Source organism: Vibrio sp. V39_P1S14PM300, assembly GCF_009904765.1.
In the GTDB taxonomy this organism is placed as follows: domain Bacteria; phylum Pseudomonadota; class Gammaproteobacteria; order Enterobacterales; family Vibrionaceae; genus Vibrio; species Vibrio proteolyticus.
In genome coordinates, this window is record NZ_WXWP01000365.1 from 1 (window position 1) to 13,807 (window position 13,807).

The 13,807-nt window shown below is 50.0% G+C and carries 13 protein-coding genes, 2 tRNA genes and 1 pseudogene; 9 read left to right on the forward strand and 7 right to left on the reverse strand.

The genetic code is table 11. The features are described 5' to 3' along the window. Window positions 1-84 (reverse strand): annotated as a pseudogene (locus CAG65_RS19105) (1-acyl-sn-glycerol-3-phosphate acyltransferase); the annotation flags it as partial. Then, window positions 81-806: a beta-ketoacyl synthase chain length factor gene (locus CAG65_RS19110; protein ID WP_161454650.1), complete on the reverse strand. Its 726-nt coding sequence runs from the start codon at window positions 804-806 to the stop codon at window positions 81-83. The gene CAG65_RS19110 and the pseudogene CAG65_RS19105, both read right to left, overlap by 4 nt. 75 nt (window positions 807-881) lie before the next feature. Between CAG65_RS19110 and CAG65_RS19115 the strand changes: the two genes are divergently transcribed. The 5 genes from CAG65_RS19115 to CAG65_RS19135 all read left to right on the forward strand — a co-directional run bounded on the left by CAG65_RS19115 (window position 882) and on the right by CAG65_RS19135 (window position 5,156). Next, window positions 882-1,277 (forward strand): hypothetical protein, encoded by a 396-nt coding sequence (locus CAG65_RS19115; protein WP_021704314.1) that lies wholly within the window; start codon window positions 882-884, stop codon window positions 1,275-1,277. A 27-nt stretch (window positions 1,278-1,304) separates the two neighbouring features. Beyond that, window positions 1,305-2,378: a methyltransferase gene (locus CAG65_RS19120; protein ID WP_161454651.1), complete on the forward strand. Its 1,074-nt coding sequence runs from the start codon at window positions 1,305-1,307 to the stop codon at window positions 2,376-2,378. 3 nt (window positions 2,379-2,381) lie between these two features. Then, window positions 2,382-3,626, forward strand: coding sequence for an NAD(P)/FAD-dependent oxidoreductase (locus CAG65_RS19125; RefSeq protein WP_161454652.1), 1,245 nt, complete (start codon window positions 2,382-2,384; stop codon window positions 3,624-3,626). Between the two features lie 120 nt (window positions 3,627-3,746). After that, on the forward strand, window positions 3,747-4,667 hold the full coding sequence (locus CAG65_RS19130; protein WP_161454653.1) for a histone deacetylase family protein: 921 nt from the start codon (window positions 3,747-3,749) through the stop codon (window positions 4,665-4,667). 9 nt (window positions 4,668-4,676) lie between these two features. Then, complete coding sequence (locus CAG65_RS19135; protein WP_021704310.1) at window positions 4,677-5,156, forward strand: NUDIX domain-containing protein; 480 nt, start codon at window positions 4,677-4,679, stop codon at window positions 5,154-5,156. 102 nt (window positions 5,157-5,258) lie between these two features. Here the strand turns inward: CAG65_RS19135 and CAG65_RS19140 are convergent. Next, window positions 5,259-5,349 (reverse strand) — tRNA-Ser (locus tag CAG65_RS19140). A gap of 366 nt (window positions 5,350-5,715) precedes the next feature. On the opposite strand from CAG65_RS19140, the gene CAG65_RS19145 reads away from it, so the two are divergent. Further along, entirely contained in the window at window positions 5,716-6,888 is a 1,173-nt protein-coding gene (locus CAG65_RS19145) for a MerR family transcriptional regulator (RefSeq protein ID WP_161454654.1), read from the forward strand. 1 nt (window position 6,889) lies between these two features. Then, window positions 6,890-7,405, forward strand: a complete 516-nt coding sequence (locus CAG65_RS19150; RefSeq protein ID WP_161454655.1) for a GNAT family N-acetyltransferase — start codon at window positions 6,890-6,892, stop codon at window positions 7,403-7,405. Window positions 7,406-7,494: 89 nt separating this feature from the next. Here CAG65_RS19150 and CAG65_RS19155 read toward each other — a convergent pair. From CAG65_RS19155 to CAG65_RS19165, 3 genes are all read right to left on the reverse strand, one after another. Then, window positions 7,495-7,571, reverse strand: a tRNA-Pro gene (locus CAG65_RS19155). A gap of 63 nt (window positions 7,572-7,634) precedes the next feature. Continuing rightward, a complete protein-coding gene (locus CAG65_RS19160; protein WP_161454656.1) occupies window positions 7,635-9,431 on the reverse strand; it encodes a DUF3413 domain-containing protein in 1,797 nt (598 codons plus the stop codon). Between the two features lie 26 nt (window positions 9,432-9,457). After that, on the reverse strand, window positions 9,458-9,682 hold the full coding sequence (locus CAG65_RS19165; RefSeq protein ID WP_021704308.1) for a YejL family protein: 225 nt from the start codon (window positions 9,680-9,682) through the stop codon (window positions 9,458-9,460). Between the two features lie 84 nt (window positions 9,683-9,766). On the opposite strand from CAG65_RS19165, the gene yejK reads away from it, so the two are divergent. Together yejK and CAG65_RS19175 are read left to right on the forward strand one after the other, a co-directional pair. Continuing rightward, window positions 9,767-10,765 (forward strand): nucleoid-associated protein YejK, encoded by a 999-nt coding sequence (yejK, locus tag CAG65_RS19170; RefSeq protein ID WP_021704307.1) that lies wholly within the window; start codon window positions 9,767-9,769, stop codon window positions 10,763-10,765. Window positions 10,766-10,913: 148 nt separating this feature from the next. Further along, a complete protein-coding gene (locus CAG65_RS19175) occupies window positions 10,914-12,155 on the forward strand; it encodes an Hpt domain-containing protein (RefSeq protein ID WP_161454657.1) in 1,242 nt (413 codons plus the stop codon). 87 nt (window positions 12,156-12,242) lie between these two features. Here CAG65_RS19175 and nhaC read toward each other — a convergent pair whose 3' ends face one another. Then, window positions 12,243-13,676 (reverse strand): Na+/H+ antiporter NhaC, encoded by a 1,434-nt coding sequence (nhaC, locus tag CAG65_RS19180; RefSeq protein WP_161454658.1) that lies wholly within the window; start codon window positions 13,674-13,676, stop codon window positions 12,243-12,245. Window positions 13,677-13,807: the final 131 nt, after the last annotated feature.

The following is a 13,807-nucleotide window of genomic DNA, read 5'->3' on the forward strand; positions in this document are numbered from 1 at the left end:
GCTCAGTACCAGGCCGCCCAAGCCAAAAATAGTAAAACAAAACCCGGTCGCAAATACACGCCAGTATTGATCTAATCGATTCATTGTCGTTGCCACACCCAGTTTTGTCGCGGAGCCTGAATGATCCATTGCGTTTGGCCGGTGAGAAACTGGCGCAGAAAGCTCAGCCCCTGGGGCAGTATAGCCGTGTCATTTTCTGCCGGATAAGCCGTCATCGAAAACTGCTCACCAGCAGACAAAATGAGCCCCAGACTGAAGCCGAGGTAATCCATGGTTTCAAACGTCTGGTAGTGCGGAGGCAGCGGTTCATCAAAATCGACCAACAGCACTTTGTGATGCGGATTCTCGGCCAGGTACAGCCAAGCATCAAGCAAGGCGCTCTGAAAAGTATTGTCACCCGCGGCAATGGAGGTCAGAGGGATGGGCTGTTTCGTTGCGATGGTCGCCAACCCGGCGGCAGTATTGTGCACCGATTGAGAAAACGCCATCGGGGAGGCTTCCTCGCCAGCCAGAATGTCTGAGACCAACTTGATGCTGCGGTGCAATTCGCCGTGACGACTGGAAAAAACGATGTAATCAATATCGTTACGTTGCAGCAGCGAGACTGCGGTCTGAACCGCCAGTTTGCTTAACGTGCTCATTCGGCGACGCATCATGGCCGGAATGGCTGAGGCATCAATGTCGCCGTTTTCCGGCCAGATTTGCTTATCTGCCCACGCCTGCCAATCCTGAGGCGTGCTCAGGCCAGAGGAATTTGCCATCCAAGCATTGATATTTAATGACAATTTCTGTTGAGGATTTGACATAAGATATTGAATTGTTTTTTTTACGGCTAAATACTATGGCTGCTCACTAATGACAGATTTCAGAAGGAAAAAGGCATGTCATCATTTAAGTTACTAGGTTCATTAATACTGGCATTCATTCTGGTTGGTTGCGGACGAGTTCAGCCAGTAATGAATGTGGAGAATACTCCAGTTGCTTATAATCTTCAAAGTAATCAGGTGAAAAACGCAATTATTGAAGCAGCGTCAGATCGCGGTTGGATAGTTGCTGAAGTCAATCCCGGCGAATTAAATGCCACCATTCAGGTGCGCAGTCACGCTGCGGAAGTGCGTATTCCTTACAGCGAAAAATACTACTCCATCCTTTATGTCAGCTCGGTCAACCTGAAAGCCGAGGATGGTCATATTCACCGTAATTATAATCGCTGGATCAACAATCTGAACGTTGATATCCAGCGAGAGTTGGCCAAAGCCGCTGCCGAACAGCAGTGATCTTCTTGATTCTAGTTAGGTTTTTCCGTGTTAAAACAAAATAGTGATCCGTACAACGCGCTTGAAGCGAAAACGGAAGCGCAGAAGCTATCTTTTGCGCCGATTGTGTTCCATACCGCCCGCACTCTGCGGGATTTGGGGATTCTGGCGGAATTGGATAAAGCCGGCGCGGCAGGATTGGATGCCCCGCAACTGGCCGAGCGGAGTGGGGTGTCTGAGTACGGTGTCAAAGTTTTACTGGATATGGCCGTCAGTGCTCACATTGTGTTGTGGGAAAAGCCTAACTATTGTCTGGCCAATCTGGGCTTCTACCTTTTGCACGACAAAATGACAGAAGCCAATTTGGATTTTACCGCAGACGTTTGCTACGCCGCGATGATGCATTTGAGTGACGCCATTTTGCAAGGCAAGCCAGCAGGACTGAAAGAGCTGGGAGACTGGGAGACCATCTATCAGGGTCTGTCCCGGTTGCCTGAGCAGGCGAAACAAAGCTGGTTTAAGTTTGACCACTTCTACTCAGATCGTTCGTTTCCTGTGCTGCTTGAGGAAGTGTTTGCCACATCGCCGCGCCATATCGTTGATATCGGTGGCAATACCGGTAAGTGGGCGATTCAGTGTTGTGAATACAATGCAGATGTTAAGGTGACAATCGTCGATCTGCCGCAACAATTAGAGTTGGCGATGGCCAATGCTGATCAGCAGGGATTTGCTGACCGAATTCAGCCGTTTGCGGCCAATATGCTGGACAAACACCAGACGTTGCCAACCTATGCGGATATCTGGTGGATGAGCCAGTTTCTAGACTGTTTTTCACCGATGGAAATTCTCAATATTCTCAAGCGGGTTCGGGCACAATTGACCCCCGGGTCGAGTATTTATGTTCTGGAGCTATTCTGGGACGCGCAGAAATACGATGCCGCCTCTTACAGTCTCAACGCGACCTCTTTATACTTTACCTGTTTAGCCAACGGCAACAGCCGTTTCTACCGCAGTGATGACTTCCTCGAAATGGTTGCAGAAGCTGGTTTGCAGGTCACCGAGCGCAAAGACAATATCGGACTGGGGCACACGCTCCTGAAACTCAAAGCAATCACAGAATAAAACATGAAACAAGAAACAACACAGGTGGTCGTGATTGGCGCCGGGCCATCCGGTTCGACCGTCGCGGCTCTGCTGCACGCACAAAACATTCAGGTTATCGTGCTAGAAAAGGCGCAGTTTCCTCGCTTTTCGATTGGTGAGAGCCTGCTGCCGGCGTGTATGGAAGTCGTCGAACAGGCGGGGATGTTGGAGGCGGTGGAGCGACATGGCTTCCAATACAAAGATGGTGCTGCGTTTCGTCGTAATGGGGTTTACACCCAGTTTGATTTTACCGACAAGTTCACGCCCGGCCCAGGTACCACCTTTCAGGTACAGCGTGCCAGTTTCGATAAAGTGCTGGCGGACACCGCTGAACAACAAGGTGTGGCGATCCGTTATCAGCATGAGCTGACAAGCTTCGCGACGAACGGAGCTAAGTCGCTGCTGACAGTGATGGATGCAGACGGCAACGCGTATCAAATTGAGGCGGATTATGTGCTGGATGCCAGCGGTTTTGGCCGGGTACTGCCCAAGCTACTCGATTTGGAACAGCCTTCGTGTCTGCCTCCGCGTAAAGCCTTGTTCACTCATTTGGTAGACAACATTGACCCACAAGACCCGGTTTACGATAGCAATAAGATTCTGATCTCGGTGCACCCGCAACATCCCGAGGTGTGGTACTGGCTGATCCCTTTCTCCAACGGGAACTGCTCGTTTGGTGTTGTTGGTGAGCCGGACTTTTTTGAGCGCTACCCTCAAGATAAGCTAGAAGCAATCAAACAGTTAGCCAATGAAGAGCCGGGACTGGCGGCGCTGTTGCAACGTGCGGAGTATCCGAACCCGGCCAGCGAGCTGGGAGGTTACTCGGCGAACGTTAAGCACTTGGCGACCGAGCATTACGCCCTTTTGGGGAATGCTGGCGAGTTTCTTGATCCGGTGTTTTCTTCCGGCGTCACCATTGCGATGAAGTCGGCGCAACTGGCGGCGGCATGCGTTGTGCGTCAACTTCGGGGGGAGGCTATCGACTGGCAAGCCGAGTACGCGCAGCCACTGATGGTGGGCGTGAACACGTTCCGTACGTATGTTGAGGGCTGGTACACAGGGTCGCTACAGGATGTCATTTTTTATCAGGACCCTAATCCACGCATTAAACAGATGATTTGTTCCATTCTGGCTGGTTATGCCTGGGACACCAGTAATCCGTATGTACAGAACAGCGAACAGCGTCTGACTACGCTGGCCGAACTGGTTCGCAGCTTCAGTCAGTGAGTCTGAGCTCAGCGACAAAGGAGAGCGCTTGCTCTCCTTTACTTCCTTTACGGTAGGCGCTTTTACGCGTTCGGGACAATCTGTTAGCATCGGCAGCATCGCTGTTAACTGGTCACGTATATGATCCCACTTGTCTACCACTCGATTTATTCCGACCTGCCGTTACCGCCAGAGCACCGTTATCCGATCAATAAGTACCGCTTGTTGTATCAGGCCATTGCTGAGCGCTGTGCACAACAGTCGTCCTGGCAGGATGTGTTTCAATTTGCCACGCCGCAGCCGCTGACTCTGGCGGAGATCAAAGCACTGCACGCCGAAGAATATGTGGACGCCTTAGCGCAGGGCACATTGCCAGCGGCCAAAATGCGCCGAATAGGTTTTCCATGGAGCCCGTCGCTTATGACCCGGACTCTGACATCAGCAGGAGGCACTTGCTTGACAGCCAGGCTGGCTGTGGAGCACGGTATCGCCATTCACTTAAGCGGTGGCTATCATCATGCTCACCGGGATTTTGGCAGTGGGTTTTGTTTGTTTAACGATCTTGCCTTGGCTGCGCATCAGGCGCTGCAACTGGAGGGGATTGACAAAGTCCTGATCATCGACAGTGACGTACATCATGGCGATGGCACCGCGACGTTGTGTGCTGAGCGTGATGATATTGTGACCTTATCGTTCCATTGCGACAAAAACTTTCCTGCGAGGAAGCCGGATTCGGACATCGACATTGCGTTGAGCCGCGAAACCGGGTGTGAGGCGTTTCTCAGTCACTTTACTTCTGTGGTGCCGATGGCCGTTAACCTGCATCAACCGGATCTGATCATTTATGATGCCGGTGTTGATATTCACCAGGACGATGAACTGGGCTATTTTCAGGTCTCGACGCAAGCCATTGCCCAGCGTGATGCGTTCATGTTTGCGCTGGCGCGAACGAAAGGGATCCCTATGGCGTGTGTTGTGGGTGGAGGTTATCGAAGTTGCCACGCTGATCTGGTGCCGGTACACATGCAGTTAATTGAAGCGGCGTTCTCAAGCGCTGAATAAGGAGAGCACATGCAACATCGCATTCGTGCCGCGGGTATTCTGGTCGAAAATAACGCGGTTCTGTTGGTTAAAGTGAAAGATTTCAGTGGTGAGTACTGGATTCCACCGGGTGGTGGCTTTGAAGAGGGAGACGTCAGCACCAAGGGATGTCTGCGCCGAGAGTTTGTGGAAGAAGCGGGCATCGAGGTTGAGATCGGTGAACTGATCTGTGTGCGAGAGTTCCTCGAAACCACGGCAGGTCGATACAACGCGGAGTTTTTTTATCACATCCCGGCCTATTCCGGTACGCCGCATACCGATAATCTTAATGGGCTCAACGATGAGGAATTTATTCAGGGGATCGAGTGGGTCGGTATTGAACGGCTCAGTGACATTCGGACTTACCCGGCAGACATCCATCAGTTGGTCGACCTGGTACAACAGCGCCGTTTTGGCGTGCATCTGGGCAGTTACATCCAGGGCAATGACGAGACCACCAATCACCTCTGACTGTTTCAATCATCCCCTAACATTTAAGAGCCATCTCCTGACGAGAGAAAAAATGCGGGCGATAAACGAAGAAACCCCAGTCTTGCGATTGGGGTTTAAATGTGGCGGAGAGATAGGGATTTGAACCCTAGATACGCTATTAACGTATGCCGGTTTTCAAGACCGGTGCTTTCAACCACTCAGCCATCTCTCCGTTGTTGAGGCGAATAATAAAGGGCATTCCCAGCCTTGTAAACCCCCAAGTTGTCTGTTTGCTGGTTTTATGTGCGGTTAGTTTTGAAATTAGAAGATAACGCCCATTTTTAAAGGAAAAATAACCGCACATCTGAGTGTTAGCGTCATATAAGCTGTCAGAGTGCGCGGTATTAATGAGTGTCTTTTCAAAGACAATGATGACGCAATACGCCTTTCGTTGATAAAACGTAAAAAACGATGCGGAAGATGAATTATCTCTTCGCGGTAAAGTACCGGCGATAATATTTGTTTTTTCGCCTAACTGGCCTTGACCTGTCTAATACTTCACACTTTACAGTATCCCCCGATATCTGAGGAGACACTGATGTACCGTATTTCTGAACTGGCTCAACAAGTGGGCTTAAGTCGCTCCACTCTCCTTTATTACGAGAAACTTGGACTCATTACTAGCCGTCGGCAGCTCAATGGGTATCGCCGTTATTCCGAGCAAGACGCGCAACGATTGAAGCTGTTGTTGCAGTTGCAGGCAGCTGGGTTGACGCTCAAAGAGTGTCAGGCGTGTCTTGATGCTCAAATTGATAGGGAACTGCTCTTGAATCGGCTTACCGTGCTGGGTGAAGAGATTGAGCAAAAGCAGAAAGCCAAGGAATTACTGGCGTCTCTGCTTGGAATGGGGTCTATGCGTCCTTGGCATCAGTCGATAGAGAGGCAGGCGCCTGCCGCACATCTTGATTGGCTGATCAAGCAAGGCCTGAGTGAGAAACAGGCGTTGAGGCTGAAGTGGTTATCACAGGATATGAACATGCACGATCAATATATGGCAGATTTTGAATATTTGTTTGAAGGCCTGGAGCGGTTAGGGCCTGGCAGTCAGTCAGACTCGTTAAAAGCACTTGCCGCGATCAAAATTGTATCCGGTTCGGTACTGGAAATTGGATGTGGGAAAGGTATCACGACTGAACTCCTGGCTACGCAGTCTCCGTTTAAGGTGACGGCATTGGATAACGATGATTACAACCTGAGTTGTCTCAAAGAGCGATTACGTCACTCTGATGGATTGCATTCGGTGCAGAGCGTTTGCGCCAGTATGACCGACTTGCCGTTTTCTGACGTTCAATTTGACGTCATCTGGTCAGAGGGGAGTGCTTACATTATGGGGATAGAAAAGGCATTGCGTCATTGGCAGCCCGTTCTGAAAGAGCAAGGCTATCTTGTGATCAGCGATCTGGTTTGGCGTATTAACTCCCCAGATGCAGAAGTGCGTGATTACTGGAGCCAGCATTATCCTGATATGCAAACAGTTCAAAGCCGAGTGCAATTATTCGAACGGGCAGGGTTTCAGATGATCACTCACTTTGGTTTGAGTTCGCATGCTTGGGACAACTATATCGGGCCTCTGCAAACCCGAATTGACAAAGTGTCACAGCATCCGTTTACGTCCAATGCCCTCTCAGATATCCAACGTGAGTTATCCATACACCATAACTATTTAGGTCAATATGGTTATCACTTTTTTGTCGCCCGACGTAGGAGCTAAAATGCAAATCAGAACAGAAGAAAAGAAAGACCACGAAACCATTGGCGCGCTGACATATGCAGCGTTTAAAGATCACCCTCATCATGCTCCTGGGGCTGAGCCCAGTGAACATTTAAGTATCAAGAGACTCCGTGATAAAGGTGCTCTGGTATTGTCTCTGGTTGCCGAAGCGGATGATGAGCTCATAGGCCATATCGCGTTTTCACCTATTACGATCGATGGGCAGCCGTGTAACTGGCTTGCATTAGCGCCTGTGTCCGTAGCACCAGACTCGCAAGGGTTGGGCATTGGAAGTGCTCTGATTCGTGCTGGCCTTGGATGCTTGAAAGAGCAGGGAGTCGATGGCGTGGTTTTGATTGGTGAACCCAACTATTATCGCCGGTTTGGTTTTCTTGCTCATCCTCACCTTACGGTCAAAGGTATCCCGGCAGAATATTTCATGATTCAGTCACTGCGTGGCAACAATGACAATATTCCTTCTGGTGAAGTGGGTTTTGACTTGGCATTTGATGCGTAAGCACTCACCACCGGTTTGTTCAGCGATTTTACTTTTCATCATCTGATGAACGAAAAAAAGAGAGCCGAAGCTCTCTTTTTTTAGGTGTATGGTCGGACTGAGAGGATTTGAACCTCCGACCCCCGACACCCCATGACGGTGCGCTACCAAGCTGCGCTACAGTCCGATGGGATTAATTTAATCGCTTTCTCGTTCAACGTCAATACGATTCTTAAACTAACAGCTTGATTTAATTGTCTTTAGCGTAAAAACGCTGCAATTCGGTTAAACCTTGCATCAGGACGGTCAATGCAGGGTTCTCGTCTTTTTCACGTTTATAGTTTTCATCGTAGACTTTGAAGTTACCAAACTTATCAATCACCGTCGTGCTTTCTGGTGTAATTAATGCCAGCTCACGGGTGTCGCCAGCCAGAATCCATTTGCGTTTGCGCTCGTCAAACAAGCTGCGTCCGCTGCTGAAATCGTTCGGATTGGACGAAACGCCAAGCAGGTCTTGCAACAGCGTGACCGATAAATCCAGATGACTGGTGCGGTGGCTGTATTCGGCCGCCAGTTTACCCGGCCAGTGAATGATCATTGGTACCTGTAACTGATAACGACTGTAATTGGTGTTTGAGCCCCAACTGTTGGTCTTAGTTTCATTAAACTCCGTGCCGTGATTGGATGTCACAATCACCACGGTGTTATCGCTCAGAGTCAGCGACTGAATTTTATCGAACAACTGACCCAGCTCAGTGTCAGCGGTTTGCACCGATTGCTGGTAGCCCGCTTTGAGACGGGCGGTCGCGTCGCCTTTGCTGTCACTGTTCATCTTGAAGCTGTCAACAGTGGTCAGTTCCAGGAAACTGAACCAGGGTTTTTTCGCCGCAGAAGCCCAGGTCGCCCAGCGCTCAATGGCCTGAGTGTCTGGGGTGGAACTGTCATTAAAGGTAATGCCTGTAAAGTCCAGCCCGCGGAAAACCGATTCGCCATAAAGGTCATCGTCGAAGTTATCGCCGCTGAACAGACCGAAATCATAGCCCTGATCTTTAAGGGTGGTGATCAGAATGGGCAGGGTTGCCTGAGATTTGATGCTGCCAGCATAACTGCTTGGCAAACCATAGAACAGGCCAAACACACCGAACATGTCATTGCTCGAACTGAAATGGTTGCTGAAGTTCAAGTTCTGCTGCGCAAACTGGTAAGTGTTCGGCATGTCCTGAGCGTTGAGAGCATCCGAGCGCAAATTATTGACACTCACCACCAAAACGTTGAGATGATTGGCACGGCGGTTAAATTCGATCGGCTCCAGAGGGTAATTTACCAGCGCGGTCTTGCCTTCATTTTCCGCCTGACGTTTCAAGTACTCTTCACGGTCCAACAGACCATGTTTCTCCATAAACGACTTAGCCGTCATCGGGTATGAGAGCGGGAAATTGGCGCGTTGCGAAGTCACCGGATTGTAGAAATAGGCATCCGCCCAAACGTAAATCAAATGACTGCCGATAAACGAGACAAAGAATACTGCCGCCAGAGGGCGGCCAACGCGTTTGTGTGACAACTTACGCTGCTTGCGCCACACCCACTCGGACAGGCCGAGTTCCAGCAGAAATATCAGTGGCATCACCACAAATAGGTGCTGCAAATCAGCACTGACTGAACTGGTGTCGTCACTGAACAGCACTTCCCATACAACAGGGTTTAAGTGCAGGCTGATGGTTTGATACGCCTGTGTATCAATCAGCAGCAGTGTCAGGCCGACAGTGGCGAAACAGACCGACAACAAACGGAAGAGTTTGCGCGCCGGGACCAGAAAGGTCAGCGGAAAAAGAACCAACAGGTAGAGCGCAAAAACGAGGAAACCAAAGTGACCCACCCAGGAGATAGCCAGATAAAACTGCCCCAGCAGGGTTTCCGGCCATGGTGACTGAGTAATGTAGCGGGTACCGATCAGCATTGCCGCGATGATGTTGAAAAAGGCAAACCAATGCCCCCAGCCAACTAATCGAGAGACCCGTTCACCGTATGAATTTCCGTTATCTACCATGAATTGTTCTTTTATCCGGTTTCGGTTTAGTGAGAGCCAGTTTCGACAGAGGAAACCAGCGCTTGAGCAAATTTTTCAGCAATCGCCTTGCGTTGTGAAGGGGCAACACTTTGATTTAAGACATTGGTAGCGATATTTCCCACAATCATCAGAGAAAGTTCCGCTGAGGCATTGTGTTTGTCCAGCACTGCAGCCACTTCGGTCAGGATTTTTTCAACTTGTTCGTCGCTGTATTTAGATGTAATCGGCATAAAGACTCTAATGATGATAGTAAAAGCGGCTTATGATAACCTACAATGCCGTACAACTGAAACCTAGAACGACGATAAATTCTTATGAGTCTTCACCTTTCCAACGTAATCTTACACCAGCTCAGAAAAAACGATCAGGACGAGCTGGAAGTGAACTTCCGTGCAGATGCGCTTGCCAATGATGCGTCCAGCGAAAACTTAGTGGCTGAACTGCATCGGGTTTTTAACTCAAAAGGCGGTAAAGGCTTCGGTTCTTTCCAGTCTGACAGCGAGTTCCAGTCATGGTTGCAAGAACTTCGTCGTGGTGACAGAAATTTCTATGACTTCTCACAAATCAGCGCCAACCGACTGAAAAATGAACTGGCTAAATACCCGTTTGCCGATGAAGGCATTTTGGTGTTAGCGGAATATCAGAGTCTGGCGACTGACTACCTGTTTATTGCGATTTTGCCATCCAATCAGAGCCTGAAAGTGACGGAAGGGCTGGAAATCAGCGCCACGGATTACTTGGATCTGAGCAAAATGGACATTGCGGCGCGCATTGATTTGTCGACCTATGAAGCCGACTCCGATTCCAATCGCTATCTGACGTACATCAAAGGCCGGGTAGGGCGCAAAGTTGCTGACTTCTTCCTCGATTTTTTACAGGCCGATGTTGGTCTCGATACCAAACAGCAAAACCTGGTACTGATGCAGGCAGTGGAAGATTTTGTCTCAGATTCTAAGCTGGAGAAAGACGAAGCCGTCAGCTACAAAAAACAGGTGTACGACTACTGTAATGAGCAGATCAAAGCAGGTGACGAAGTGCAGTTGCAAGAGCTCTCCGGTGAGCTGCCCCCGAGCCAGGACGGCACCAGTTTCCTCGATTACACCCAAGAACATGGTTATGAACTGGAAGAGAGTTTCCCGGCTGATCGCTCCACGGTGCGGAAACTGACGAAATATGTTGGTGCAGGTGGCGGTCTGAATGTCAGTTTTGACAGCTTGTTGCTGGGAGAGCGCGTCTTTTATGATCCAGAAACCGATACGCTGACCATCAAAGGCACACCGCCTAACCTGCGTGATCAGCTCACACGAAAATAATCTTTCCACAGAGAGCCCCGGCGGCTCTCTGTTTTGTTTTGGCCGGAATAAATTACCTAGCGCTTCACAGAATTGAGGTCACGGTTATGCGTGACTGGCTGCCTGCTGTTTATACTGGAATGACGTACGGAGCATTTTGAGCGGTGTCATGGAAGGAAGAATACGTCAGCGTCGGCTGATTTGGTTATTGGCTATCTTGTGGTTAGCGCTCAGCTCGCTGGTGCTGTTTAACGATCGTACGCTGGTCAGAACCATGACTTCCATTGAAGAGCTCAGTCACAGTGTTGAATCCATCACCCGTTCTCTGTATTACGATACGTCCTATCGCGCCCGCGGTCTGAGTGAGCTGGAACTCAAAGTTCAGTTGTTGTACTCACTCAAGTTAAATCTGGAAGCGCAGGAGAGCAGTGGGATGTTTGCCCCTGACGTCAGCCAGTTGATCTATTTGACGCAGCGCTTTCTGGATCTGGGGCGCTCTTTTATCAGCAGCGAAACGGAGTTACTGGCGTTAGCCGATACATTGAAAGCATTGCGAGTGAAGTACGCTGAGGTCCCTCAATTGAGCGGTGCGTATTATCGTTTGAGTGCCTATGTTTTTGATGCCATGTTTGTCAGTATCGACAGCCATTCGGAAGCATACCGGGATCTGGATCGTTTGTTGGCACTCTCTTACCAGCTTCCGGGGTCACAACAGAAAGAGCTGCAACAAACCCTCGCTCAGGCGGCCACCATTCTCGGCGATTACGCCAAAGGCAGCCACGTGGTCGATCAACTGCTTAACCATCCGATTCATGCAGAAATTCTCACCCTGGAAAATCAACATCATCGCTTGCTGTCATTACACCTGATGTTTTTGGTCCTGATCGGCTTTGTGTTTGTCGCTGCGATTCTCGCTGTGGTTTCGCGATTGGACAATGAAACCATGGCAGGGCCTCCTCTGGCAGGCAAATCGGAAGAACCGGAGCAACTCTCTGACTTGCCTATGGAGAAAAAAGACGGCGCAGTTTCGTCTGAACCACAGCAACAAATTCGTTTTGAACACATGCTCGATTCCCTCAGCGGGGATCAGGAGTCGGTGAACCTGCTACTGCAAGTGTTTGTTCAGGATCATTACGATGATGTCGAGGCGATGCGTTCTCTGATTAATGTGGACCCAGACAGTGCCATGCGCAAAGCGCACAGTCTCAAAGGCGTAGCCTCCAATCTCGGTGCTGACATACTGCGTGATGCGGCTTTGATTGCGGAAACGAAACTCAAGCAGGGAGAGCGACTCACGCGCGAAGAACTCGATCATCTGGCGGAAAGTCTGCGCCGCGCCATTGGGGAGGCGCAATCTTACATTGCGGCACACAAAGCCACCGGAGGCGGAGGATATCTTCATTCCGAGTGAGTCCGAACATTACTCAATGTGAGTATCGCCATCTAACGAAACAAAAAAAGAGCGCCGTAAAGGCGCTCTTCATGATGGGAATTCTGATCAGGCAGACTGGCGTTCTAAGGCCGTTTCTTCCCCTTCGGTAGGTTCCGCCGTCGGCTCACATTTATCGACAAACCAACCCATGTAAGAGGTGAAAATGGTGACGATAATGCAGACGAAGCTTAACCACATGAATGGCGCATAAGACAAGGTGGCGACACCCAAAATGCTGGCCATGTAAATACCGTTATCGCTCCACGGCACCATACCTGAGGTTAGGGTACCGCCAAACTCAGCGTTTCGGGACAGGTTCTTACGTTTGTAGCCCAGGCGATCGTAATTTTTTGCACAGATTTTTGGCGTCAGGATCAGTGATACGTACATAGCGGAACCGAACACGTTGCCCATAAAGGCGGTACCGATAGTGCTGGTGGCCAGTGATCCCGGGCTGGTCACGCGGCGTTCAAACAGCTTAGCGATGGTTTCCAGCACGCCCACTCTGTCCAGCAGACCACCAAAACCCAGACCAAAGACAATCACTGCGACCGAACCCAGCATGGAAGACATCCCACCGCGATTGAGAATGGCGTCAATAAAGTCAACACCGGACTGAATGTTAAACGGTGCCCACGCGGTATTGAACGCTTGCAGGAAGTCGACATCCTGAATCATCACCGCCCAGACAATACCCAACAGGGAACCGAAACTGATCACTGGGAACGACGGCATGCGCATGGCCAGTAAGCCAAGAACGATCATCACCGGCACAAACGAATATGGTGTGATGTAAAACTGTGTTTCCATCGCTTCAATAACGCCCTGCACCTGAGACATATCGACTTTACCCGCGTAGTGGAAACCGAACGCGGTGAACATGATTCCGGTGATCACATAGCTGATCAGTGCGATTGGCAACATGCCTTTGATGTGCTCCACGACTTCGACGTTAGACATGGATGAAGCCAGGATGACTGAATCAGACAGTGGTGACATTTTGTCACCAAAGTAACAGCCCGACAGTACCGCACCAGCGGTGATCGGAGCAGGAACACCCAGGCCCTGGCCGATGCCCATCATCGCGATCCCGGCGGTACCCGCGGCACCCCAAGATGTCCCCGTGGCCAGTGCGGTCAGAGAACAGATGATCATCGTTGCCAGAAGGAAAATGGACGGGTGGATGGCTTTCAAACCATAGTAAATGATGGTCGGGACGATACCACCAGAGATCCAGGTACCGACTAATGCGCCGACAGCCAGCAGGATCAACACGGCGCCCAAGCCGTTAGAAATACCGCCCAGAGCGGCTTGCTCGAGAGCTTTGTATTTGTGACCCAGGCGGATGCCCAGCACCATAATAATGAACCAGCCGATATACAGTGCCAGCTGGATCGGTAAATTGAGCTTGGCGGTGAACGAAAACGCCAGTAGCAAGAATAATCCCAAAGATATTACGACCTGCAATAAGCTCGGCAAACGGGGGGAAATGTGCTTCATGAAGAGCCTCTTATTAGATTTAGGAGCTAAGGAGTGTAATTGCCCTTATTAACTACCGGCAGCACTTTACATGACAAAGGATAATATATCGATAGTCTGGTTATTTATTGTGATTTGTATCTGTGTATATT

Bases quoted from the DNA above. Each gene is read 5' to 3' on its own strand.
- CAG65_RS19130 (WP_161454653.1), top strand. From the start codon at position 3,747: ATGATCCCACTTGTCTACCACTCGATTTATTCCGACCTGCCGTTACCG.
- CAG65_RS19115 (WP_021704314.1), top strand. From the start codon at position 882: ATGTCATCATTTAAGTTACTAGGTTCATTAATACTGGCATTCATTCTG.
- CAG65_RS19175 (WP_161454657.1), top strand. From the start codon at position 10,914: ATGGAAGGAAGAATACGTCAGCGTCGGCTGATTTGGTTATTGGCTATC.
- CAG65_RS19145 (WP_161454654.1), top strand. From the start codon at position 5,716: ATGTACCGTATTTCTGAACTGGCTCAACAAGTGGGCTTAAGTCGCTCC.
- CAG65_RS19135 (WP_021704310.1), top strand. From the start codon at position 4,677: ATGCAACATCGCATTCGTGCCGCGGGTATTCTGGTCGAAAATAACGCG.
- CAG65_RS19110 (WP_161454650.1), bottom strand. From the start codon at position 806: ATGTCAAATCCTCAACAGAAATTGTCATTAAATATCAATGCTTGGATG.
- CAG65_RS19160 (WP_161454656.1), bottom strand. From the start codon at position 9,431: ATGGTAGATAACGGAAATTCATACGGTGAACGGGTCTCTCGATTAGTT.
- CAG65_RS19150 (WP_161454655.1), top strand. From the start codon at position 6,890: ATGCAAATCAGAACAGAAGAAAAGAAAGACCACGAAACCATTGGCGCG.
- CAG65_RS19125 (WP_161454652.1), top strand. From the start codon at position 2,382: ATGAAACAAGAAACAACACAGGTGGTCGTGATTGGCGCCGGGCCATCC.
- nhaC (WP_161454658.1), bottom strand. From the start codon at position 13,676: ATGAAGCACATTTCCCCCCGTTTGCCGAGCTTATTGCAGGTCGTAATA.
- CAG65_RS19165 (WP_021704308.1), bottom strand. From the start codon at position 9,682: ATGCCGATTACATCTAAATACAGCGACGAACAAGTTGAAAAAATCCTG.
- yejK (WP_021704307.1), top strand. From the start codon at position 9,767: ATGAGTCTTCACCTTTCCAACGTAATCTTACACCAGCTCAGAAAAAAC.